17 protein-coding genes are annotated in these 24,587 nt (G+C 39.7%); 9 read left to right on the forward strand and 8 right to left on the reverse strand.

Annotation, left to right across the window (positions count from 1 at the left end; translation table 11 throughout):
- Positions 1-70: 70 nt before the first annotated feature.
- The 3 genes from J3L16_RS04215 to pglZ are packed head-to-tail and all read left to right on the forward strand — an operon-like array spanning position 71 to position 7,215.
- Entirely contained in the window at positions 71-3,490 is a 3,420-nt protein-coding gene (locus J3L16_RS04215) for an N-6 DNA methylase (protein WP_207611651.1), read from the forward strand.
- Between the two features lie 4 nt (positions 3,491-3,494).
- Positions 3,495-5,183 (forward strand): DUF262 domain-containing protein, encoded by a 1,689-nt coding sequence (locus J3L16_RS04220; protein WP_207611652.1) that lies wholly within the window; start codon positions 3,495-3,497, stop codon positions 5,181-5,183.
- Positions 5,170-7,215: a BREX-1 system phosphatase PglZ type B gene (gene pglZ, locus J3L16_RS04225; RefSeq protein WP_207611653.1), complete on the forward strand. Its 2,046-nt coding sequence runs from the start codon at positions 5,170-5,172 to the stop codon at positions 7,213-7,215. Before J3L16_RS04220 ends, pglZ begins: the two co-directional genes overlap by 14 nt.
- An 82-nt stretch (positions 7,216-7,297) precedes the next feature.
- Here pglZ and J3L16_RS04230 read toward each other — a convergent pair whose 3' ends face one another.
- Positions 7,298-9,154, reverse strand: coding sequence for a DEAD/DEAH box helicase family protein (locus J3L16_RS04230; protein WP_207611654.1), 1,857 nt, complete (start codon positions 9,152-9,154; stop codon positions 7,298-7,300).
- Between the two features lie 3 nt (positions 9,155-9,157).
- The gene (locus J3L16_RS04235; RefSeq protein ID WP_242698654.1) at positions 9,158-11,206 is read right to left on the reverse strand and encodes a DEAD/DEAH box helicase family protein; all 2,049 of its coding nucleotides are present in this window, start codon (positions 11,204-11,206) and stop codon (positions 9,158-9,160) included.
- A gap of 514 nt (positions 11,207-11,720) precedes the next feature.
- Between J3L16_RS04235 and J3L16_RS04240 the strand changes: the two genes are divergently transcribed.
- A complete protein-coding gene (locus J3L16_RS04240) occupies positions 11,721-12,185 on the forward strand; it encodes a JAB domain-containing protein (protein WP_207611655.1) in 465 nt (154 codons plus the stop codon).
- A gap of 128 nt (positions 12,186-12,313) precedes the next feature.
- Positions 12,314-12,874, forward strand: a complete 561-nt coding sequence (locus tag J3L16_RS04245; protein ID WP_207611656.1) for a tyrosine-type recombinase/integrase — start codon at positions 12,314-12,316, stop codon at positions 12,872-12,874.
- Here the strand turns inward: J3L16_RS04245 and J3L16_RS04250 are convergent.
- The gene (locus J3L16_RS04250; protein ID WP_207611657.1) at positions 12,855-13,598 is read right to left on the reverse strand and encodes an inovirus Gp2 family protein; all 744 of its coding nucleotides are present in this window, start codon (positions 13,596-13,598) and stop codon (positions 12,855-12,857) included. The genes J3L16_RS04245 and J3L16_RS04250 overlap by 20 nt on opposite strands.
- Before the next feature lie 238 nt (positions 13,599-13,836).
- Here J3L16_RS04250 and J3L16_RS04255 point away from each other — a divergent pair, with 238 nt between their 5' ends.
- Positions 13,837-15,081, forward strand: a complete 1,245-nt coding sequence (locus tag J3L16_RS04255) for a hypothetical protein (RefSeq protein WP_207611658.1) — start codon at positions 13,837-13,839, stop codon at positions 15,079-15,081.
- Here the strand turns inward: J3L16_RS04255 and J3L16_RS04260 are convergent.
- Positions 15,078-16,430, reverse strand: a complete 1,353-nt coding sequence (locus J3L16_RS04260; protein ID WP_207611659.1) for a DUF3987 domain-containing protein — start codon at positions 16,428-16,430, stop codon at positions 15,078-15,080. The two genes, J3L16_RS04255 and J3L16_RS04260, sit on opposite strands and share 4 nt — an antisense overlap.
- Before the next feature lies 1 nt (position 16,431).
- Entirely contained in the window at positions 16,432-16,704 is a 273-nt protein-coding gene (locus tag J3L16_RS04265; RefSeq protein WP_207611660.1) for an AlpA family phage regulatory protein, read from the reverse strand.
- 351 nt (positions 16,705-17,055) lie between these two features.
- Between J3L16_RS04265 and J3L16_RS04270 the strand changes: the two genes are divergently transcribed.
- Positions 17,056-18,264, forward strand: coding sequence for a DUF533 domain-containing protein (locus tag J3L16_RS04270; RefSeq protein ID WP_207611661.1), 1,209 nt, complete (start codon positions 17,056-17,058; stop codon positions 18,262-18,264).
- A 260-nt stretch (positions 18,265-18,524) separates the two neighbouring features.
- On the opposite strand, the gene J3L16_RS16195 is transcribed toward J3L16_RS04270, so the two are convergent.
- From J3L16_RS16195 to J3L16_RS16205, 3 genes are all read right to left on the reverse strand, one after another.
- On the reverse strand, positions 18,525-18,857 hold the full coding sequence (locus J3L16_RS16195) for a hypothetical protein (RefSeq protein WP_242698655.1): 333 nt from the start codon (positions 18,855-18,857) through the stop codon (positions 18,525-18,527).
- Positions 18,858-18,919: 62 nt separating this feature from the next.
- Complete coding sequence (locus J3L16_RS16200) at positions 18,920-19,330, reverse strand: hypothetical protein (protein WP_242698656.1); 411 nt, start codon at positions 19,328-19,330, stop codon at positions 18,920-18,922.
- A gap of 102 nt (positions 19,331-19,432) precedes the next feature.
- Positions 19,433-19,792 carry a hypothetical protein gene (locus J3L16_RS16205; RefSeq protein WP_242698657.1) on the reverse strand — a complete coding sequence of 120 codons (360 nt, stop codon included), beginning with the start codon at positions 19,790-19,792 and terminating at the stop codon, positions 19,433-19,435.
- 279 nt (positions 19,793-20,071) lie between these two features.
- Between J3L16_RS16205 and J3L16_RS04280 the strand changes: the two genes are divergently transcribed.
- Together J3L16_RS04280 and J3L16_RS04285 are read left to right on the forward strand one after the other, a co-directional pair.
- Positions 20,072-22,423, forward strand: a complete 2,352-nt coding sequence (locus J3L16_RS04280) for a TonB-dependent receptor (RefSeq protein WP_207611662.1) — start codon at positions 20,072-20,074, stop codon at positions 22,421-22,423.
- A 6-nt stretch (positions 22,424-22,429) separates the two neighbouring features.
- Positions 22,430-24,583 carry a bifunctional TVP38/TMEM64 family protein/FAD-dependent oxidoreductase gene (locus J3L16_RS04285; protein ID WP_207611858.1) on the forward strand — a complete coding sequence of 718 codons (2,154 nt, stop codon included), beginning with the start codon at positions 22,430-22,432 and terminating at the stop codon, positions 24,581-24,583.
- The last annotated feature ends 4 nt before the right edge of the window (positions 24,584-24,587 follow it).

The following is a 24,587-nucleotide window of genomic DNA, read 5'->3' on the forward strand; positions in this document are numbered from 1 at the left end:
CATTTACAACAACTGGCCACATAATTTTTGCTGGTTAGCGACAGAGATAATAAAAAGTTAGAGACGAAATATGAGACAGCCACTGGATAAAGCGCTGAGAAAGAAGCTTGAAGATACAGTAATTAGAGCCCGAGACATTGTAGAAGCCGCAGTGAAGGAAAACTTGCAGCGTTTGGGTGTAGCTGATAGCCAAGCACCAAGCTATTTAAAAGACAACGAAAAAGTGCTGCGAAATAAACTACGTGCCCATGCTCGTCAACTTGGTGATCGCTTATCAGACGGTAAACAAGAAGTAACGCGTTTGACTAATGAAATGGCATACGAGCATTGGCATCGCATGTTATTTGCTCGATTTTTAGAGCAAAGTAACTTGTTAATGTACGACCCTCAAACGCCGGTTACGTTAGATGAATGTTTTGAGCTTGCCGAAGAGGAAGATGATTGTAAAGACGGCTGGGAACTCGCAGGACGTTTAGCTCAAAAAATGCTGCCGCAAATCTTCCGCGCTGACTCGCCCGTGTTTGAAGTAAAGCTTTCAATGAACCGTGTTGATGAACTAGAAAGTTTAATATCAAAGCTCGATCCACAAACCTACCAAGCACAAGACAGCCTCGGTTGGAGTTACCAATTCTGGCAAACCAAGAAGAAAGAAGAAGTAAATAAATCAGGTGTGAGAATTGGAGCACAAGAGCTAAGTCCTGTTACCCAGTTATTTACAGAACCTTATATGGTGAGTTTTCTGCTCGATAATGCATTAGGTGCTTGGTGGGCTAATGAACGTCTTACTCGAGATGACTTGACTCGTGCTAACAACGAGCAGGAGCTAAGAGAGTTGGCATCTATTCCAGGGGTTTCTCTGGAATACCTTCGCTTTTCTAAAAAAGAAGAGGGTTCAGAGCAATGGCAGCCAGCGGCAGGTACATTTGAAAAATGGCCAGAGCATTTGTCAGAATTAAAAACACTTGATCCTTGTTGTGGTTCAGGTCACTTCCTAGTCGCTATATTCCTAATGTTAGTCCCGATGCGAGTGGAATTAGAAGGGTTAACGGAAAAACAAGCCATAGATGCAGTATTAAGAGATAACATTCATGGCTTAGAACTTGACCAACGCTGCGTTGAATTAGCTGCTTTTGCTCTAGCTTTAGAGGCCTGGCGCTATCCAAATGCTGGCGGTTATCGTCAATTGCCTGAACTTCAATTAGCCTGTTCAGGTATGTCGATTGCTGAAGCACAAAAAGAATGGAAAGACTTAGCAAAAGGTGACGAAGCATTAACAGATGCAATATCATGGATGCAAATGACATTTAAAGAAGCGCAGACCTTAGGCAGTTTAATAGAGCCTGTTAACGCTTTAGAAGAAAACCAAAACCCACCTTGGATGTTATTGGAAAATTCTTTTTTAAAAAGAAATGAGGCTAGTAGTGAAGCCAAAGCTGCAGCGAAAGGGCTAGCTATTGCCGCAGATCTTTTATCTAATAAATATCAATGGGTGCTCACCAACGTTCCTTATTTAGCAAACAATAAGTTTGATGATGAACTAAAAGATTTTTCAAATGAATTTTATCCAAACTCAAAAGCAGATTTGGCGAACATCTTTATTGATAGAATACTAAAACTTTTGACTGATTCAGGTCATAGCCAATTAGTTACACCACAAAATTGGTTATTCTTATCTAGCTTTCGAAAACAACGAGAAGAATTGTTGACGAAGAATACAATTAAATTTTTGGCAAGGTTAGGAACCAGAGCATTTGATACAATTAGTGGTGAAGTAGTAAATGTCATATTGACTGCTATTGATAAGTCTTCTTCCGAGACTGAGTCCAATCTTGTAGGGGTTGATGTCAGTATTGATAAAACGGCAAGTGACAAGGCTAATAGCTTAAGACAGACTCAAATTTTTAAGGTAGAGCATAAAGTATTAATTGAAAGCTCCGGAAGTAAAATTAATTTTGAAAGCCAAAGTGATATTGAAGAACTATCAAACAATGCAACTAGTAACCTGGGAATTTGCTCTGGTGATTATCCTCGCTTCGGCAGAACTTATTGGGAATGCTCCTTTCACGATCAAGCTTGGGCACGTCAGTCCACATCAACTAAACAAACTTCTCATTATGGAGGTGGAAGTAATATATTTCTTTGGGAAAAAGGCAATGGCCAGTTTCTTTCATTTTTAAAGGAAAGACTAGGGGAAGGGGGAATTTATTCTTGGCTAAGAGGTGAAAAAGCTTGGGGTAAAAAAGGCGTAATAGTTAGTGCTACAGGAGCTTTACCAGTTACTCTCTATGGGGGCGAACTGTTTGACAATAATGTTTCAGTTCTTATTCCAAATGATCCGAGCTTAATTCCCGCACTATGGTGTTTTTGTGCAAGTGGAGAGTTTACTACAGAGGTCAGACTCAGAAATCAACAACTTAAGATTACCGATCAGAGCTTTGTTGAAATTCCTTGTGATTTAAATGCCTGGAAAAAAGTTGCAGCTGATAAATACCCCAATGGACTTCCTCTACCATATTCAAATGATTCAACTCAATTGATCTTTCACGGTCATCCATGCGCATCAGTTATTTGGGGTGAAGAATCTAGAACTACCTCAGCAGATAAATTACGCCAGGATGACACTGTTCTTCAAGTGACTGTTGCTCGTTTACTTAGTTATCAATGGCCTGCTGAGCTTGATCCTGAAATGGAACTTGCGCCTGAAATGCGCGAAGTGATGAAGAAGAATGCTGACTTTGCAGATTTAGTTGATGATGACGGTATTGTTTGTATCCCTGCCGTCCGTGGTGAGAAGTCTGCAGCCAAACGGTTAGAAGCCATGTTGTTAAAAGCTTATGGCGATGCTTGGGATAGCTCGGTCGAAACTAGCTTACTTAAAACGGTTAAAGCCAAAGATTTAGAGAGTTGGTTGCGCGATAAATTCTTTGAACAACATTGCAAACTTTTCCAACACCGTCCGTTTATTTGGCACATTTGGGATGGTTTAAAAGATGGCTTCTCGGCTTTAGTTAACTACCACCAGCTCGATCATAAAGGCTTAGAGCGCCTTATTTATACTTATCTAGATGATTGGATAAGTAATCAAAAACGTCAACTAGTCGAAGGTTCTGACGGTGCCGATATCCGTTTAACTGCAGCGGAAAATTTAAAAATACAACTAGAAGCGATATTAGAAGGTGAAGAAGGATTAGATATTTTTGTTCGCTGGAAGTCACTTGAAGAGCAACCTATAGGCTGGAACCCAGATCTAAATGATGGTGTTCGATTGAATATCCGTCCATTTATGCTTTCCAAAGACGTTGGTAAAAAAGGCGCTGGTGTTTTACGAGCAAAACCGAATATTCATTGGAAAAAAGACCGAGGCACAGACGTCGAATCAGCCCCATGGTTTAACTTAGGCCTAGAATACGGCGGTAAACAAGGCGATCGTATTAACGAACATCATTTATCGTTGGCGGTTAAACGAGCGGCAAAAGAAGCTAAGGAATAAACGGATGTCCAAAAATATCACAGGTGCAGAGTACGCTCTTTCAAAGATCTTTAGTTCAGACTTTGACTATGAAATTCCGCCTTATCAACGCCCATATGCATGGACAACAGAACAGGCGGGAGAGTTATTCGATGACCTGTTTGATTTCTACCGCCATGAAGAAGATGAAAGCTACTTTTTAGGAAGCATTGTTTTAGTGAAGGAGGAGAATAAGCCTCATTCACAAGTTATTGATGGTCAGCAACGTCTGACTACTTTAACAATTCTAATAGCCGCACTGACATCTCTAATTGAAGATGACGAAGCACGCAGTGAATGCTTTTCATATATTCAAGAGCCAGGAAAAAAATTTCAGGGAATACCTTCAAAACCTCGCTTAGCGCTACGCCAACGAGATAGAGAGTTTTTTGTAAATACTGTACAAGCTCTTAAATTTGAAAGCCTTACAGAGCTTGATGAAGCAACGCTAGCTAATGAGTCTCAAGTCAATATACGCAGTAATGCGTTATTGTTGCAGAATAAGCTTAGTAAAAGCTTCAATTCAGAAGATTCATTAATTGATTTTGGCGTATTTCTAATGACTCGTTGCTTTCTGGTTGCCGTAACATCTCCAAGCCAGCAATCAGCCTTTCGAGTGTTTTCCGTATTGAATAATCGAGGTTTAGACCTACTCCCTTCTGATTTAATAAAAGCTGACGCCATTGGAAAGATTGCTGAGCAAAAACGTGATCAATTTAATGATAAATGGGAAGAAATTGAAGTAGAAACAGGCAGAGAAGGGTTAAATGATCTTTTAACCTATATTCGAATGATTTATGCGAGAAGCAAATCTAAACGAGCATTGCTCGAAGAGTTTAGAGAGCATGTATTATCCCAAACGCCAGATCCGGAAGTATTAATTAATGAAGTTATCACTCCTTTTGCTGACGCTTATTTAATTGCCAGAGATTGTATTTACCAATCAAGTAATAATGCTGGAGATATTAACCAGACTTTATATTGGTTAAACAGGATAGATAACTCTGACTGGTTACCTGTGGCGATTAGTTATATTGCCAAGTATGGCTCAGATAGTGACGCTGTAATTGATTTTATTGCAAAGCTAGAGCGATTAGCCGCTAAATTACATGTATGTGCAGCAAATATTAATCAAAGAATTGAGCGCTATGCTGAAGTGATACAAGAGATACAACACTTAAACAATTCAGCGATTGATTCCGTTGAATTAAGGAAGAGTGAAATAGAAGACTTTATAAATGCAATTAATGGCAACGTGTATTTGTTGACAGCTCGGAGACGTAATTACCTTATTCTTCGTACAGACTCTTTCTTAACTGATGGTGCCGCTAGATATAACCACTCAGTACTGACTATTGAACATGTTTTACCTCAAACAGTTGAAGAAGGCAGTGAGTGGGAAGCTAATTGGCCAGATGTTGAAGAAAGAAAGGCTTGGACGCATCGATTGGCAAATTTAGTACCCTTAACACAACGCAGAAACTCACAAGCATCTAACTTTGAATTTGAAAGAAAGAAAAACGCTTACTTTGGTGGGAAAAGTGGTGTTTCATCTTACGTACTAACCACTCAAGTACTTAAAGAACCGGTGTGGACACCTGACGTATTACAGCGTCGCCAACAAGAATTAGTAGAGCTTTGTAAAAAGCATTGGGATCTCAATGTTAATTATTAATTACTTAATTGAGCAGCTTAGAAATTCTGCAACCTATAATAAATCAGTACAAGTCGCTCCTGCAGCTATATTGTGGACAGACATTGATAAGCAGTGGCAGTCTGCTATGCCGTTTATCAAACAGCATTTGCCAGAGTTAATTGAACTCGGAGACTATAAACCTGAAGAAAGGATTGGCCCAGCAATTTGGGTGAAGTGTGCTATTGCAGGAAAACTAGATGACTGTATTTTGCCTGAAGATAAAACGCCTATTATTTATTTACCTGGAGTAGGTAGAAAGGAACTAAGGGCAATTGAATCTTGTCCAGACTTTTTAAAGCCGTTAGCTGAACTTCAATATAGAGGATGTTGGTGGGCTTATAATACGGCTGGTAGGGACTGGACAGTTTCTTCTTTTCTGACAAACCCTAAAGTGGGTATTGAACTTGACCTTGCCAAAGATAAGAGTACCCAGCAGGCGATATTGAATGTATTACCTGATCTGCTAGAAACACCTGATGCCAATCTGAAAGGGAAAAAGTTAGAATCTGAAGATTTCATTTCTTTGGTGTTGGATGACCCAACAAAAGATATTTTAGGTTGGTTAAATGATCCAAGCGAGAAGCGCTCTCAATGGCAAGACTCTAAATGGGATATTTTTCTACAGTCATGCCAATCACAATTTTCTTTTACTCCTGATGAAAAAAGTATACCTGCGGCTTTAAAACTTTTATGTGCTGCAGAAGGAGAGTGGCAAGCAGTTTGGCAGCGATTTGAAGATACCGCTGGCAACTTACCATTGTTGGTAGAAAAACTTAAAACCGTTGAAGCAGATGGCTTAGCGGTTGTTAATCCAGAAAATTACTTTTCAGAAAACATTAAAGACGAAGCGGCTATTGAGTCGTATTTTTTTGCTGTTGATGAAAAGCCTCGTGACACTATTAGCCAGGAGTTAGTGGCGCTTTGGACAGAGCAAAAAGGCCGAAAAGATTGGATCTGGTATAACCTTGGGCATTGCGGTTGGTTACAAATTCTTGAATATGTAACTCGTGCTATTGAGCATACTGAAATTGTGTATTCAGGCACTACGCCAGAGATGATGGCAAGTCATTATCAAGAACGTTTTTGGCAGGCTGATCAATGTGTTATTAAGGCGATGTATTTAGCTAAGGATATTCATCAGCAAGAAGTTGTAGCTAAGCTTTTAGGTATAATTTATTCGCCCTGGTTAGAGCAAACGACATTACGCTTTCAGCAATTAGTGGAGCAACATGGTTACCCTGGTAATAAAAACCAAGTTAAAGAGAGCACTGCAAACTACAGTGTCGGTGGGCAGGTAGTATTTTTTGTTGATGGATTGAGATTTGATACGGCAAAAATATTAGAAGAAAAGTTAAATGATAAAGGTGTAACATCAGAATTAAATTCTAAATGGTCAGCCATTCCTTCGCTAACAGCAACAGCAAAAGCTGCGGTAACGCCAGTAGCTAACATGCTTACAGGTATTGAAGAGAATGATGATTTCATTCCGTCCGTTAGTTTGAATAAATCTTCATTTAGTAGCCATCATTTAAAACGATTGCTTGATGAAAAAGGTTGGCAATACCTTGATGGTTTAGAAACAGGTGACCCTAAAGGGTTTGCATGGGTTCAGACCGGTGATTTAGATCATATGGGGCATGAACAACAAAGAAAAATGCCTTTGTTTATAGATCAAATCTTAGATGATGTGGTTGCAAGAGTTGTAAGCCTGTTTGATGCAGGGTGGATGAATATAAAAATAGTGACAGACCACGGCTGGCTCTGGGTTCCTGATGGGCTTCCTAAAGGTGAATTACACAAATCTTTAGGTAAAAACCGCCAGCGTCGGTGTGCTATTTTAAAAGATAATGTTCAACACGATGGCATGGTTATGCCTTGGTATTGGAACCCTTCGGTATCTGTAGCTCTTGCCCCAGGTATATCAGCATTCGTGAAAGGCGACCACTACAATCATGGTGGCCTTTCAATTCAAGAATGCTTGACACCTGAACTACTATTGACGAAAATCTAACGAAAAAGCGTATAAAGGCCGTGTGGTAGAACACGGCCTTTACTGAGCTCAGTAAACAAGTGAGGCTTTAAATGTACGCGCTTTAAAATACCGAATTATTTTTAATTCTCGTTCTTTCTAGACTAACGCTTTGTTTTTCTTGGCTTAGGACTTCTGAATAGTCACCGCGTACATACAACAGTATTACGGTGTTATCTAATTCTACATTGAGTAACTGACTAATCTCATCCATGTCATCCATATCCATTGCTCGTTTGAATGCATTCATTTGACCAGATAGGTTAAACGTGCTGAATATACTAGCCATAACGCGTTTATCCTCTGTTTTTTCACCGCCCCCCGGATTTACAATTTCGTTAAATTGAACAGGCTCACCCTGACGTAATTTTGATGTGAAATATAGGGCCCTTGATTTAGCGCAACTAGCAGTACCATCATCATAGGTAGCACCATTCACCCATTGAGCTTTGATCCAATTTTGGTGTGCTCCTCTTAATGCTCTCCCTTTTTTCCGATAAGGGCCACCATCATGTAGTAATTCTTCCCTTATAAGCGCAATAGCTTCCAAAACGTCTTTTTCAACAGTCCATGCCGAGTAATCAAAATCAGGTACATCTAATTTTCCAGGTACAACGATAAAATTAGAGGTAAGATAAGTCTGGCTATCATCTAGCTTTCTAGAAACATAATGGTTAGGTTCATTGGCGATGGTTGTTCCTCTATCAAAGCCTTTAACATCGTATCTTGTGCAGATTTTTTCAAAGACCTCCTGTAAACCTGAAAAATCATTACCTTCGTCTCTAGATTCAAGGTGATCGAGTAATTCACTATACGCCCTGACAGCATCTAAATTGGTATAGTGTTTAGCCGTTTTGTTATGGTGATAACCACAAGCTCTACCAATATTAGCCTGAACTACAGCGGCAATATTTGCAATGGTACTATCCCAGGTACTTATAAGCGTATCTTTCATATCTTGTCCAAAATTAACGCCTGCTCGAAATCCTGCTACAGTTATGGCTATCAGCTTGTCATCGAAAAGGTTGGCAGTCTCAAATTCATGCTTGAAGTCGTCAAGTGAACAAACTTCGTGCTCCTCTAACCCGCTTAACTTTTGACCTATAACATGTATTTGTGCTTCGTCTATTCCCTTATCTACGAGTAAATCCCTTGCGACTTTTGCTAGACTGCTTGGGACTCTCACTAATGACCAGCCGAACCCTTCATGTTCTTGAAATTGTCTAATGAATCGATTGCGTAAAAGTGATTCTTCACAAAAATCCCTGTGATTTTCATCCAATTTCACAATCTGATTGTTGTGGTGCATTTGCCGGATTCCATGGTACTCAGCACTCTTTTTATGAAAAACTAATGATGTATGGAAATTATGGCGAAGAATAGAACTTTCACCCGCAGCATATAACGCGCTGAAGGGAGTTGCAGATACAAATGCAACTTTACAGTCTTGATTTTCCTTTTCCAGGTAATTGAAAATTCGATCGTATCGGACACTTTCGTTTCCTGAGCCAAAGTGACACTCATCGATAATGATAAGTTTAGGCGATTGATGCTTAAAATAAGCTTTTAATGCTAATTCGTAGTTGGTGAAATTGCTGATGACGACGTTTTTAGCAGCCTCTAGATCTGTTTTTGCTTGGTTCTGGAGCGCCACATCCGCCATCGTCACTAAGTAGAGCGTATCTTTTAAGAGCTTTCTGTTAACAATCTCAATATCAGAAAGTGATTTACGTTGATAACACGCTAAAGCCAACGCAATACCTGATTTTCCAGACTGCATTTCTGCCGCAATTACGACAGCTCGACTACCACCTGCAAATTTAGCATGTGCTTTAGACGCGGCGCTTCTTTGATGATTAAATGTATTGGCATCTAAGATTTCATCAATAATCAACCGGTGTTGTTCTGCGTTAAAACTCATTTTTTAAACCGCTGAAAACTGAGATTCATCACTTAGTGTTCCAGTATCTTCTGGTAATTCATTATGTGCTTTTTTCGCTAAACTTCGTTCGGTGTTATATTCACCACGTTTGTATAAGACGAACATTGTATCGTCCCTTGGTATCCCAAAATGGTCGCACATGTCCCAAACATCATGCTCTGTCATTATAGTTTTAATAACTTTTCGGCGAGAGATATTGTAGACGCTAAACACCGTTGCAGTGACTAATTTGTCTTCAGTCAATTCACCTGAACCAGGCGCTACCACGCGATTAAATTCTACATACTCTCCATTGTCCATTTTGTTAGTCAGCATGATAGTTCTTTCTTTCTGTGGCCCGTCAATACCTGCTTTTTCTGGGTTATCGTAGCTGTCACCATTAACCCATTGAGCCTTTATCCAGTTTTTCTTTTTACCTCTCAATGCTCTGTTTCCCTTTACAGAAGGGGCACCATTCTTAGTGAACTCTTCACGTAAAATAGAAATAGCGGATAGCAATGTTTTGTCGCTGGTATACTCAGTAAAGTCAAGGTCTGGCTCTAATAACTTACCCGGAACAGCGATGTATCCATCGGTTGAATAAGTCTCCACATCGCCAATAGGACGGCGTCTTTTATATTTGATGGTTATACCGACATCTAATCCATTTACGTGATATTCCTGGCAAATATCTTCGAAAAACTCTTTTAATCCATCAAAATCAGATGCTGCATGATCTGAGCATGTTCGCTCTAGATAATCTAATGTAGCTCCATAAGCTTCAGCTGCATTACCATTGGTGAAGTGCAGTGAAGTGTAGTTGCCGTGATAACCACATGCTCGACCGACGTTAGCCTGGACCACTGCAGCAACACTGGCAACCGTGCTATCCCATGTTGATATAAGATTATTTTTCATCATCGCACCGAAGTTAATACCTGCGCGACAGCCTGCAACCGTTATTGCAACAAGTTTATCCCCAAATAGCTGCGCATCTTCAAAGTCTTTTTTGAATCTATCTATGGTTGATAATTGATCTTCGGGAACACCAGAGAGTGAGTTACCCAAAATAAATATGTTGTGCACATCAATTCCCTGAGAGATTAAGAACTGTTTTGCATCCATTGCGGTTCCCGCAGGTACTCGAATGAGAGACCACCCCATGCCTTCATACCGCTTAAATTGTTCCATAAATTTTGAGCGTTGATTTGATTCGACCAAGAAGTTTCTACACTCATCATCCAAGTTGATTAGGCGCCCATTTTTAAGCATTTTTCTTACGCCATAATATTCATCGCTGGTTTTATGGAAAACCAGGCGCGTTCCGAAGTCACGACGAAGTATAGAATCCTTTAGGGCTTTATCAGCGGCTTCGCGAAACTCTTCGAGTAATTCTTCATCGTGTTCTTTTTCTGCTGCCGAGCTTATCTCTATAGCCTCTTCATATTCGGTTTCAGCTCCGTAGAGAGCCCCGAATGGGGTAGCAGATATAAAAACAACTTTGCAGCTATCGTTTTCTTTCTCAAGATAATCGAAAATTCTGCTATAGCGAATACCAGTTATGTTAGAGCCGTAGTGGCACTCATCGATAATAATCAACTTTGGAGGGTTACCCTTAAAGTCGTTTTCAAGCGCTTTTTCAAAATTAACAAAATTACTTACTACAACATTCTTTGCTAATTTCAGATCGTCTTCAGCCTGGTCTCTTAGAGCCGTATCAGGCATTGTGACGAGATAAAGAGTATCTTTCAGTTGTTTACGATCGCAAATGTCGGTGTCAGCAAGGCTTAATCTTTGAAAACAACAAAGCGCAAGCGCTATACCTGATTTACCTGCCTGCATTTCGGCAGTAGTTACAACTGCTCGTATATGGTCACCATCAAAAGCAGAAAAGGTTTTTTGTGCAGCATCGATTTGATGTTTATGAAGAGTGCTGTCTGACAAAATATTAGTGATTAGTTTTCGATGTGTTTCTGGATTGTTCAACTTGATAACTCCCTTATCTAAACAAGCTCTATGAGACAATAAACCTAAAGGTTTGTCTAGAACCATTGAATTTCTAGTTTATCTTGCTTCTACCTTTTCGACTACTCAGTTCTTCAATTCGTCCTCAAACCAGTAAAGGGCTTTCGGCTACCGAATAAACAGGTTTCGGAAGGCTATCCTCCGCCATCTATTTATATTTAGATATCGGATGGGTTATTTTAATAAAAAACTTTTTCGAACAATTTTCATACCTACATCATCGCTATGCAGAGCCCCTTAAAGGCCTGTATTTCTTTTAAAGCGATAAGGAGGCGCAATATGCCAATTACATTTGTTGCTGGTTTCATTACCGGTGTAAGTCTTTTTGAGTTTCTGTCAAAAGGAGTAAGTCAATGACTCCAGTTCCAACAATCAAACCCTGGATTGAGCTTTTTATCACTGGCGTCATAGCTGGTTATAATTGGGCCAAGCGGAGGATACGATAACTTGAAAAAGGGGCCGTGAGGTCCCTTATGCCACATCCCACATTTTTTTGCACCTACATCACCTATTGGCATTAATAACATTAGAGGAAATGAAAATGCCAATTAGCCCAAATATTATCGACACCTATTCCGAAACAGATATTCTGGCCTCTGCTGCCAATATCTTGGAAGAGAAGCTTACTCAGTCACCCGCGTTTAGCTCGATAGCTGAAACCAAGTCTTTTTTGCAGTTCAAGCTCACGTCATTGGGACACGAGACCTTTTGCATCATGCATTTAAATTCTCAGCATCATCTCATTGAGTTTGAAGAGCTTTTTCGGGGAACCATCAATGCTGCAGCGGTTTATCCGCGTGAAGTCGTTAAAACGGTTCTCGTGCACAACAGTGCAGCGGTAATCTTGGTTCACAACCATCCCTCGGGGATCGCTGAGCCTTCCCAATCTGACAAAGACATTACGCACAAACTCAAAGAGGCGCTTGCGCTGATTGATGTGCCAGTGCTTGACCATGTTATTGTAGGTCGTGACTGCGTGTCTTTTGCCGAACGGGGGGTGCTATAGACGATGTCATCAATGTTCCCAATATGGTCTTTTGGGAACATTACATCCCTTTAAAAATAGGGGCTTGATGTGCTGATATGCCATTTAGTTCCCGTTTTATCAATATTTTAAACAAATCGGTACTTAACATGTCTGAAGTTCACGCTATTAAAGATCCTAACACCATTAAATTAATGAGCATATTGTTGTCCAAACGCTATGGACAGCAGATAGCCGACGTGTGGGACGTCGGTGTAAATGTAGCATTAAGAATATCTGATTTACTTTCTATTCGATTCGACGATATCGACGAAGATAAGCTATTGGTACGTGAGTCCAAAACTGGAAAGATTGCTCGAATCGCGCTCAACCAACGAGCGCTAGAGATTGTAAATCGCATTAAAACAACACATCCGACTCATGACTACGTGTTTCAGTCTCATCGTAGTCGCTTCGTAATCAATAAACAGCCCCGTCAATTGTCGCGACGAATTGTGTCCAAAGCGTTTCAGGAAGTAGGGCAGGAGCTGGGTATTGCCCTTGGTACACATTCAATGCGGAAGACCAGAGGTTATCATCTTTACAAGCAAACGAACGATATTGCTCGCGTAATGAAGATGCTTAGGCACTCCTCTCAGGCGCAGACCCTTCGATATATAGGGATTACGCAGCAGGACATAGATGCAGATTTTAGACACCTTGTTTTGTAGTATACTGCCCTGCGTGTCGATTTACGGCTTCATAGTTTCTTGGTATCCGAGAAGACCCAAAGTTTCGGATGCCATCATTACTGGTTTTGGTATTTACCTTCGCAAAATAGCTTAGCCGGAGAAAGAGTTTTCGGTATTCATTTGCGTGCTCACGGTTAAAAGAGTCTAAGCTGTTCCCATCATAACGTTCCAAGCGCGTTTGACCGTTCTTAGTAAATGTAACTAAAGACGGACTAAATACAAACGGCGAGTATAAAAATTTGGTCTCAAGCGCGCTCCGCCACGAATGGACGATTTTGCTAAATAGTGTTTGTTGTTCTGGACAATAGATCCCGAGTCTAGAATAAGCATGGCCATTGAGGAATATACAAAAATGATAATGAGGCTTACCAGGTGAACGGTTATCGCTACCTACCTCTCTCACCCAGATATACTCCATCCCAGGCCAATTGGCATGCTTACTATTACGTAGGGCTTTCGAATACTGATAATTGAGTTTCTCATTTAGCGATTTAAAGAACCGTGTAATGACTTCAGTATCGTTATAGTTATAACTATCAGGAAGATGCAAGATACCTTGGATAGTCAGTACTTTTGCATATCGCTTAGACGTATAGATTAGCAGTTCATTAATACGTTGCAGAATATTGGTGTAACAACCATTGTGGATGTCCATTATTGGTTGAGTCATCCATTTCCTTCCAGTTACAGTTTTTTTATTCATTGTAGTTTCCTGATTTTCACTAGGTTCATACAATGGGTATAAGTCTCGGTTATAAATTACGTATAGATCCCCCTTTACCTGAGGTATTATGGCACTGTTTCACTTAAAAACCGTTGTTAATAAGGCCTTTTTCGTTCCAAAAGTTACTCGAAGATTATTACCAGACGGAAGCATTCAGTGCTCGTTAAGAGAGTCGCTGGAGATCAATATTAAAAACGTATAAATGTTGTAAATAGAAATGAAATACAAACAAAAAGTTGTGAGCGTAGTTGCGCTAATTTCCGAGTTGAAAATTAGCATCAACGAGCTTTTTTCAATGCTTCAGAATGCTGAGCTTTCTTTGGTGCTTAAAGTTCCAAAGTCTTTTTTTGTCTATACATGTTTTGATTATCGATTCCCTTACTCTAAAGAGCTAGATAGTTTTTCGTTCACTGAAAACCATGGTGTTTATTTTCAGCGAATCGATAATGTGAAACTGCTAGAAGTACCAAAAAACATGCTAGATAAAATAGGCTTTCAAGAAAATCAAGATATAACCTCAATCAGTTGTCTTTTTTTTGATTCAGGATGGGAACATGTGCCAATAGCATTTAATAATTCACCCATGTTAAAGAGAGTAACTGCAAAAGACTATAAACTTGAAATCGAGCAAGAGGCCCGAGAGTGTCATATCTTTGGCAGAAAGTATAAAAAGTTTAAACACCTCGTCACCAGCAACGATTATAGAAAAATTGATGTTTTTAAACGTAGGTGTTACGAACAGGGTTTCGGTTCTACACTTAGATTTTGTTTAGTTGATTCTAGAGATGCTAAAAGCTATCAAAAGTTTAACCCTGTAAGGGTTCCGATTACCAGCGATCTTGAAAACTATTACGTTATTCAACAGCAATCAAAAACGCCGGAAAACGCTATAGACAAAATGTTATATGAGAGGCTTTCCTTGTCGAGCGATATTTCAAAGGCTTTTCAAGCACTACTTGATAAATGGAAACAACAAAAGGCTAGCCAACAGGAGCCAATCGACCCACAATGCGAGCAGCAGATATTGCAAGCTCAGTCACTCTTGAAAAAATGTGGGTTAACAGGGGGAAAGGAGAATGCTCAGTATTTTCTAAGACTTGCGAACCCTAAAAAACAATGTCTAAAGTTAACACCTAATTGTCGAAAATGGTTGTGCTTTAGTATCAATATTTTGGAGCTCAATATTCAGGAAAGTGCAATTGAAAGAGTTTTCGAACAGGACCTGCTGCTATTGTTAGTTTTTTTATGCTGCGAAAAAGAATTATTTAAATCTGAATTTGCTGAGGGCGTATTACCCAATGAAGTTTTTGCTGACAATAATAGAACTAATAAACCTATTTTTACTAAAAACATAATGACGCCGGGTTTGAGCAAGGAATACCGAGTTCAACGAATAAGAAAAGTGCTGGTTGAGTCGAAAAAGATGGCATCACATATAGATACCATCATATCTGTAAATTAAGCATTGCCATGTCGTTCAAGAAAAGGCTGAACATTGTATTCATTTAGGAAAACGGTACTCGGTCGTAAGCTTATAAACACAATGCCAAACACAGGTTGAATATATATTTCGCGTCGATTTAACATGTATTCTAGTATTGGATTTAATTTGTCCACCCATCTCAAGCTTTTTGGGCCATATTGTAATAAATAGCTTTTTGACAAAATTGGTTGTCCACAATCAACCTTTTTATTAAACCATTTGCATAAAAGTAGATAGTTCTGTTCAAATTTTGTCGGTGGCACAAAATGTTGGCGATACGAATTGCTATAGAAAAACACCAGGTCTATTGCATCACGAATATTTTGTACGTTAATACTTTGAGCCTCAGGGTTTTCGAAGCGTGCCATACATAATGCAACCTTAAATATGTTATCCCCAAGTTTAGAGGCATGATCATTACAGTTTTCAAAGCGACCGCCAGGACCCATCTCATTTTCGATACTTTGTAGTGTTGATAATGATAATCCTGCTGCATCAGTTGTAAGCTTTACTGTAATCATTTGTGGATTGTTGTAGGAACATAATAGGTTATCTTTAATAAGGCCCTCGTAAAGTTGAATTCCATCACAATTCTCATCTGGTATTACGATTCTCCTTGTACCGGAGAGCTTTGGTGCTTGGTATACGATACACCTTGCTAGAGCACCATTTTCCGTTAGACCCTTTGATGAGAAAAAATGCTTTAATGGGACTGGCTGACAAAGAAGCTTTAAACTGACCTTTGCGTCGTCAAGATATACTTGTCCATTTTGTTTAGTAGAAAAAGAAATTGACTCTCCCGAAAATATTGAATTCAATGTTGCTGTTTTCGATGCTATTTCACTTTTTACAAAGTTTTCTCCTTCAGCAGTACTTATATAAACTGAATTAAACTCCTGTAATTCTTGTACGAGAGCGGCATGGGTTGAATTTTCTATTATGATTTGTGGTAATAAGACAGGGTTTTCTCCGTGTTTTGAATCCTCTTCTTTAGCGCTTTTTTTTATGGAGCCATGAATCTCCTTTCGTGAAGTCTTAAATGGCGACATGCAGATTTTGTCGTGTGCGGACTTTCGCTCTCCAGAGCCAGCAGCAACGGCTATTTGCATACATGCGTTCATTTTAAACTTTTGAGGAGTTTCTATAATAACAAGATTTTGAATACTAGCTGCCATACAACACAGTACATTTGCAGCAACCATTCCCTTTTCAGCTTGGGTCACGTAAGAGATGTCATTTACGATTGTATTAAAATTTGACGCGCCTAATGAAGGGTACCAGCCTGTATCATTTGGCAAACGTGCCGGAGCTATGTATTGCGGAAACACTTTATCGCCCTCCCATATTGGTGTTTTGCTTTTTCTCTAACCAAGCGTTAATTTCAATTTTTGACCAGCCAGTAGCTCTTAATCCTATTCTGATTGGTTTGGGAAACTCAGGATCGAAATATTTAGATGTGGGTTTTAAAAAATTATAAATTGTGGACTTCGATATACCGAGCTTTTGCACGAGTATATGCATTCTCAGAATATCTTTATCCGGATGTGTTGCGTTTTGCTGAACATGTTCGATATCGGTCGGATTAATGATTAATTTGCTCATGAGTAGTTTCCTTTGGGTTTAAATTACAACGATATTTAATATCAGAGTAAGCAGCGCCACAATTCCAAGCTGGTTCCAGAACGCTTCCAAACAAATTGGAAGCTTGGTTCTATTAAACTTTTCTCTTCAATAAACAGAAATACGAAATTGTTGAACCCAAGTGTCGTGGACCAATAGTCAGTGCATTTCTACTAGACCTCGCTAGGCTTTTTCTGCTAATCATTAGATCTATTAGCCTTTTTATGGCCAGACTAAGCTTGCTATGAAGAACAAGGCATTAAATTTTGTGTTCAATTTTTTGATGGTTATGCCGATACTTATTTATTAGCCAAATCATCGAGAGGATCTAGGATGCCATTACCATTACTTGCCGCTGCAGGCTTGGGTGCGGGATTAGTTGCTGCTTACAATTACTTTACTGAAGAGGAAAAATTGGCCCCCGTAAATCAGCAAAAAAAAAACATGGCACAAGAGAAAGAAAAAGAGTTTCATTTCTTACTAAAACTAGCAACTACCGCAGCGTTCGCTGATGGTCAATTATGCGAAGCTGAAAAAAAAGAAATAACAGAGCGTATGAATGAAATAAGAAGTAAATATTCGAATTGTGAGTTTTTAGATGAGCATAGTCTTGATGAGCCTTGTTCGATGCTGGAACTTTCTGAAAGATGGGCGGCGTTAGAAGTCCATGATATTGAATTTTGGAACGACATAATTAAAAATATAGTCAATGCCGATCAGTTTAAAACTGATGGCGAAAAAGCATTTTTGTTTCGATGTAACTTGATGTTTGAAGGCTTACCAGACCAGAAGCTTTTCATGATTCCGAGTGAAGAGAAGACTCCGAGCTCTTTTGCACTTGATTCTGTTCTCGCGTTAGAATACATCGACATTGACAACATACCATCAAATTATATTCTTCACACGCCCGTTATGGACGAATTTCTTGTAGCTCATCCTGCGTTACAAAAACAACAAACCAGAGAGCTAATACCTATCAACAACTTTTTTGATGATTCATTCATTACGAGCCAAGATACGGAGTTAGTCAATGTGGCTAGACTTGCTGGTGCCAAAAGTGTGAAAATCTTTACGGATAGTAAGTTTGAAAGTGCAATATCTGGCGAGTTTGATGCCGATGCAAAACTCGAAACCCAGTTTGTAAGCGCGAGTACTGAATTAGGTAATACAGCCTCGGAATTGCTGGCTAAAATTGATAGGAAAGCAGTAGTGTTTGAATTCAAGGGTGGAACAAACCGTTTTTTTACGAAAGCACTTTCAAAATTTAGATCTCCAGAGAAAGATCTACTCAAGCAATCAAAGTGGCTGCAACATGATGCTGAGTTAGTGGAGTTTGTGAAAGGGTGTTTTGACCAAAGCAATCGGTTAAAATACTTCGAGAGAAAAGTGAGTACTGAAAAGCAGCAAACAATCATTTCGTCCGCAAAATTGGCGGCTAAATTTGATATGGCTAATGTATCCGCTGGAGCTAAAACTTCACTCGCAGAAAAGGAGAAAATCTTTGAAGTATCGAATAAGATATACAAGGTTGCATTTGAATAATGATAACAAAATGCAAAATAAAACCCTCTTTAATTAAGCTCTTTCATTGAGATATACAGACTCGTTGCGTTTGTTAAGGTAGCACGAGCGTCATATCGCTCGTATTGATTCTGATTTTGCTGCTATGCCTTCCCTTATAAGTCCTCAAGAAAGAAGTAACACGAATAGTACTTTCTATTTGTTTAAATAAAAGTTAATTTATATTTATCATGTATTTATTTGATCATTTCGAGTCAGGGTAGACGCACCACTTCTCAAAATTACAAATCAGATAAATTTTTCCCATAAAACCAATACAAACCTTGAATTGAAGACGTAGGAAAAGACGTTGAGTGAGTTGCATCGTTAATCACAACGGATTTGAGTGATAAATTTGGCCAATTTTGGCCTTCAATTTTTTCAGTTAATAACTTAGCGCTGTTGAGCATATCTTGACCTTCTCCATATTTTGGTTGTTCTAAACTTCCTACCGCAACATAAACACCTATTGGTTTTGTGGGCTTAATTGGTTCTATTGCTAGAAGAGAGAAATCATCAAACCAAACCGAAGGGCTGCTTAATATATAGTTGTTGAATAAATCTGGTGATGTCATCAAGGCATATGCGCCGAACAAACCGCCTAATGAATGGCCGATATAGGTACGGTCGTCAGTGATTACTCCATAGTTCCACTATACATTGGGTTTCTTGTTGAGCCCGCAATTAACGGAAAGCTATAGGGAGCGTCGGTGACGTATACAACGGGGTACTTTTTGTTGGGTTTTCTATTGTAAGACTTAGGGAGTTTTATAAAAGCTGGATAAATTCGATGGGATATAGGATCGACTAACTCGATAACATCACTTTGGTACATTGTATAGGGAGCAGGGTTGTTTTGTTTTTCAAACCAAACAACAAGAGGCTTAATCCATGAGTCAATAGGGCGATAGAAGGCGCCGTGTTCTTTGCCTGTGGATAGGGCTATTTCCTTGAATGAAGGAATATTTTTATCACTGCGTTGAATAACCTGTTCACAGGATCCTACGCTGTCAGAGGTTTCATAAATTGATAAAATATTGCCGTACAATACGATTTCCTCATGCTCGCTTAAGCTACTGGTGCAAGTTGCCAGTATTACGTAGTTAATTTCATCGTTGGCCAAAAGGTTAGAGGTGATAGCGGTAATAAACTAACCACGAGAAAAGCCCACTAATGTGATGTTACGGGGTGAAACCCTATTTTTTATGAGTTGTTGAACCTGAGCTTTTAATTTATGAGCATGTGTAAACGGATCTGTATTTGCCGGACGGTGCTCAGTAATAATCGTTGCATTTGGGTCTGCCAGCTTATTCACAATTGCAGGAAAGTCGTACGTTCCCCATCTTGGGTGTACGGGGGTTGGATTTGTGCCTTCGACAATGTATCCGTGTGAATAAAACACATACCGTTCATTGGGATTGATTTTTTTGGGAAGAGTATCGTAGATATTTGAACCATTGGAATACAAAGGTGTGAGTAGTAGAAGCAAAAAAATCAGTAAAGGCTTCATAAGTTGCCGTAAAATATGATTATTATTTGTTTTAAAAATACCACATGATCTTCATGGTAGGCTATTTTTCTAGGTAATTTACTAGGTAAAAAAGCGAGTTCGGGTTTTAAGTTTGCCTGAAAATTAAATTATTAAAACAAAGTTTTCGTTAAAATGGTTATAAAGATTATACTATTTATAACTTATCAAAATTTTTAACCGACTTATTCGGTCTTTCATAACAGCTCTTATAAAAATAATTCTAATTTATAACGTTTACTCAAAGGAACAAACAGATTCATGCAACGCTCATTGCTTTATATTTCTATGGCTTTGTTGGGAATGACATATGATTCTCTTGCCCAAGAACAAACTGCTGACACCAGTGATATTGAAGTGGTTACGGTAACAGGGGTGCAAAGTGCTTCCGACTTCCTAAACCCAAAAAACGCCACAGTCGATGGTCCTTTTGGAAGCGGTAAAGCCCTGTTTGAAATTCCTAGAGCGGGTATTTCTATTAGTGCTGAACAACGGGAAGCATTGAATATAGAAGACTTACAGGACATATTGAAAATTGTTCCTAATAGTTTTGCCTCTTCTGGGTTTGGTAACCCTAGTTTGCCCACGTTACGAGGCCAATTGGGTGAATTGTTCCAAAATGGAATTCGTCGTCAAGCCGGAAATAACGGGTTTGGTATTCCTTTGTCATTTAATAGCGTCGAACAAATCGATATATTTAAAGGCCCATCTCCCACTTTGTTTGGATCTACCCAGCGCAATGGCGGATTTGTTAATCTTCGCAGTAAGCGAGCACCCTTGACGGAAACGGATAACAAAATACAGTTATCCGCTGGACGCTTCGACCAGTACTCTGCGCAAATTGATTTTTCTCATATCATAGAGCCAGGTGAACAAGGCATACGTATTAGCGCTGAGCATCAAGACTTTGGTAGTTTTTTTGATTTTGTTGAAACCGACAGTGACAATATCTTTGTTGCCTATTCGTTTAAACCTGATGACGTTAGTGAGTGGCATATCAGTGCTGAATACTTCAATATTGATTATGTTGATAACGCAGGTTTTAACAGACCTACACAAGATTTAATTGATAACGGCATTTATATTACAGGGCAGGGTACAGCGCCTGACGGAACCCAAATTGCCAGAGCTGGGGGCGTAATTTCACCTACAGGCGAAGTGGTATTACCAAGAAGTACGGTGTTAACTCATCCAGATGATATCAATGGTGCGCAAACGTGGATATTACACAGCGAGTACTCTCGTTTATTGTCAGATACCTTAACATTTAGAAATATTTCTTATTATCAATATTTAAACAGAGAAGAGATTGCCCAAAATAGCTTTGTTGAAATTATTGATGGCGCGACTACTGCGGAAAATCGCAGTGAACTTGATGTTAAATGGTCTGAAAAGCAAAACTCCATTTTTGCCGTCAACGTGCGTTACAACGATGTATTGGGGTTTAGCCAATTTACGACTGAAGCCGACGCACCTATTGATTTAAGTGGTCCTCTTGAAAACCGCGTTATTCCACTAACTGAAGCCCAGCAAAGTCGTTTGGTTGAATTACGTCCAGGATTATTTGTTTCTCCAGGTGGTAACTATGATATTGATGGTGATGGTGTAAATGATTTTAATCAGTCAGATACAACCGACTCCACGGCATGGCAATTGGGGTTAGGTGTTCAACACGACTCTCAGTGGACTGAACGTTTATCAACATCTGTTGGTTTTAGAGCTGACTATTTTGATGTGGAAGCTCGAGATCCTATTGCACCTGAAGGTGTTGTGGCGGGCGAAGATAGCATTTCAGAAACCTTAGTTTCGTATCAAGGAAGTGTTCAATATAAATTTACTGATGGCATTCAAGGCTATGCTACCTATAGTTATAATGAATCTACCTCGAACAGTATGGCTGGCGGTAATGTGCTCAATGGAAATAACGAAATTGATGCACAGAATTTTGCTACTGAAAATACCTTATTTGAAGTTGGCTTAAAATACGCACCTTCAGGTAGTCCGTGGTATGCTGATATTGCGTTATTTGATCAAGAACGAAGTTTACGTAACCTTGATGGCAGCAACAGTGGTGTGTCCACAACCGGATTTGAGACCCAAGCGTATTACATAGAAGATACCTATTGGCTAACGGTTAGTTTCAGCTACTTAGATGCGGAGTTTGATGATTCAGCAGCATTCCAAGAGTCGTTTCAAGTTGCAGATGCTTTTGATAACTCCCGACCTGATATCATTGAAGGCACTGGGGTTGGTTCACCCAACTTTGCGGCCTTTCCTGCATCTAACAGTCGTTTGCAAGGGCTTCCAAGACAAATTGTTACCACCGCAGGTGGCGTCGATTTAACTCAAGATTTAAGCGTCGGGTTTTCTGCCGTTTATACAAAAAGTTATCCGTTAGATTTTTTACAAACCGTGTTTATTCGCGATCAACATACATTAAATGCGAACGCGAGTTATGCGTTTAGTGATGCATTAAAGGTTAGATTAGATATATCTAATTTAACTGATGAAGATAATTTCCGTCCGGTATTTGAAGGCGGTTTCTTCGGCTCTACCTTGGTTTTTCCTGAGTTGCCACGTCATTACAGTGTGACGGCAACCTATCATTTTTAAGGCGTTATAATGAAAAAACTACTCATACTGGCAGTGTTTGTCGGTTTAATTGCATTGTTTTTCGGTTTTGGCTTAAACAGCTATTTCACGTTAGATGGGTTAAAAGGCGGAATGGACAATTTCGTTGTTTGGAAAGAACAAAACCCGGTATTACTGATTGCTGGATTTTTTGCAGTGTATGTTGTTATGGCAGCACTTTCACTGCCTGGTGCAGCAATTATGACATTAGCGTCAGGGGCCATATTTGGCTTGTGGGTGGGCTTATTAATTAGCTCTTTTGCAAGTACGCTGGGAGCTTTGTTTGCGTTTTGGGTTGCGAGATACGTTGCGCGAGATTCACTACAGAAAAAGTTCCCACAAAAGTTAGCATCAATTAATGAAGGTATCGAAAGAGAAGGCGCGTTTTATCTATTTACATTGCGCTTAGTTCCCTTGTTCCCTTTCTTTGTAATTAACATGCTTATGGCACTCACCAGTATTCGTTCTTTTACGTTTTATTGGGTTAGCCAAGTGGGTATGTTAGCAGGCACATTTGTGTTCGTTAATGCAGGGACTCAATTGGCGCAAATTGATAGTCTGTCGGGTATTTTGTCACCTAACCTTCTTATTAGCTTTGTCTTGCTAGGTGTATTCCCGTTAATTGCAAAAGCTATTGTAAACAAAGTGAAAAAGCGCAAGGTCTATAAAGGCTACAAAAAACCAGCGAAATATGACCGCAATCTTATTGTTATTGGTGCGGGTGCAGCTGGGCTTGTCACAAGCTATATAGCGGCAATGGTAAAAGCGAAAGTTACCCTTATTGAAGCCGGAGAAATGGGCGGCGACTGTCTGAATTACGGCTGCGTGCCGAGTAAAGCGCTAATAAAATCGGCAAAAGTTGCAACCTACAGTAAAAATGCTGAAAAATATGGGCTTGAAGCCGGTTCAGTTAAAGTGAACTTTAAAAAGGTAATGGCCCGTGTACACGATGTTATTGCTCAAATTGCGCCTCATGATAGTGTAGAGCGTTACACTAGCTTGGGCGTTGATGTTGTTAAAGGGTATGCGACGTTTATTGACCCTTGGACAGTAGAAATTAAGCACAACGACGGCGAAGTAAGCCGGATGACGGCCCGTCACTTTGTTGTTGCAACGGGAGCGCGTCCCTTTGTTCCACCACTTCCTGGTATTGAAGATTCTGGGTATGTTACAAGTGACACCTTGTGGTCTACTTTTGCAGAATTAGAGTCTACACCTGAGAAAATGGTGGTTTTAGGTGGCGGCCCGATTGGTTGTGAATTAGCACAGAGCTTTTCACGTCTAGGTTCTGATGTGACTCAAGTTGAGATGGCTCCAGCGCTAATGGGAAGAGAAGACACTGAAGTTGCTGATTTTGCTAGACAAACACTAGAAGGTAGTGGTGTCACTGTATTGACTAATCACACGGCCTTACGCTGTGAAAACATTGATGGTCAAAAGGTATTGATTGTTGAGTTTGAGGGCGAAGAAAAAACCTTACCTTATGATCAATTAGTGTGCGCGGTAGGTAGACAAGCGAGATTAACAGGATTTGGACTTGAAAAACTGGGTGTTGAAACGGGTAGAACCTTGACCACAAACCCATTTTTAGAAACTAACTTTCCTCACATTTTAGGGGCAGGTGATGTGGTTGGTCCGTATCAATTTACTCATGTAGCCGCTCATCATGCCTGGTATGCAGCAGTCAACACCTTGTTTGGAACCTTTAAAAAGTTCAAAGTTGACTACCGAGTCATTCCTTGGGCAACATTCTTAGATCCTGAAATTGCTCGTGTTGGTTTGAATGAGCGAGATGCAAAGGAGCAAGGGGTTGAATATCAAGTATTCCGTTATGATATGGAAGAGCTGGATAGAGCAATCACCGAAGGGGCTACTTCTGGTTTTGTTAAAGTACTAGTGAGCCCAGGAAGTGATAAAATCCTAGGAGTAACTATTATTAGTGAAAACGCCGGTGAGCTTTTAGCGGAATTTGTTTTGGCGATGAAACACGGGTTAGGACTAAACAAAATTTTAGGAACCATTCACAGTTACCCTACGTGGGCTGAAAGTAATAAGTACGTTGCTGGCTTATGGAAACAAGCTAATAAACCAGAGAAAATACTGTCTTTACTGGAAAAGTATCACACGTTTAAACGAGGTTAAGCCT

This window comes from Alteromonas sp. 5E99-2 (assembly GCF_017368475.1).
GTDB lineage: Bacteria > Pseudomonadota > Gammaproteobacteria > Enterobacterales > Alteromonadaceae > Alteromonas_F.

Excerpts from the sequence above, each read along its gene's own strand:
- pglZ (WP_207611653.1), top strand. The coding sequence starts at position 5,170 with ATGTTAATTATTAATTACTTAATTGAGCAGCTTAGAAATTCTGCAACC.
- J3L16_RS04215 (WP_207611651.1), top strand. The coding sequence starts at position 71 with ATGAGACAGCCACTGGATAAAGCGCTGAGAAAGAAGCTTGAAGATACA.
- J3L16_RS16205 (WP_242698657.1), bottom strand. The coding sequence starts at position 19,792 with ATGAAGCCTTTACTGATTTTTTTGCTTCTACTACTCACACCTTTGTAT.
- J3L16_RS04220 (WP_207611652.1), top strand. The coding sequence starts at position 3,495 with ATGTCCAAAAATATCACAGGTGCAGAGTACGCTCTTTCAAAGATCTTT.
- J3L16_RS04255 (WP_207611658.1), top strand. The coding sequence starts at position 13,837 with ATGAAATACAAACAAAAAGTTGTGAGCGTAGTTGCGCTAATTTCCGAG.
- J3L16_RS04245 (WP_207611656.1), top strand. The coding sequence starts at position 12,314 with ATGTCTGAAGTTCACGCTATTAAAGATCCTAACACCATTAAATTAATG.
- J3L16_RS16195 (WP_242698655.1), bottom strand. The coding sequence starts at position 18,857 with ATGACATCACCAGATTTATTCAACAACTATATATTAAGCAGCCCTTCG.
- J3L16_RS04250 (WP_207611657.1), bottom strand. The coding sequence starts at position 13,598 with ATGAATAAAAAAACTGTAACTGGAAGGAAATGGATGACTCAACCAATA.
- J3L16_RS04235 (WP_242698654.1), bottom strand. The coding sequence starts at position 11,206 with ATGGTTCTAGACAAACCTTTAGGTTTATTGTCTCATAGAGCTTGTTTA.
- J3L16_RS04280 (WP_207611662.1), top strand. The coding sequence starts at position 20,072 with ATGCAACGCTCATTGCTTTATATTTCTATGGCTTTGTTGGGAATGACA.
- J3L16_RS04265 (WP_207611660.1), bottom strand. The coding sequence starts at position 16,704 with ATGAGCAAATTAATCATTAATCCGACCGATATCGAACATGTTCAGCAA.
- J3L16_RS04230 (WP_207611654.1), bottom strand. The coding sequence starts at position 9,154 with ATGAGTTTTAACGCAGAACAACACCGGTTGATTATTGATGAAATCTTA.
- J3L16_RS04270 (WP_207611661.1), top strand. The coding sequence starts at position 17,056 with ATGCCATTACCATTACTTGCCGCTGCAGGCTTGGGTGCGGGATTAGTT.
- J3L16_RS04240 (WP_207611655.1), top strand. The coding sequence starts at position 11,721 with ATGCCAATTAGCCCAAATATTATCGACACCTATTCCGAAACAGATATT.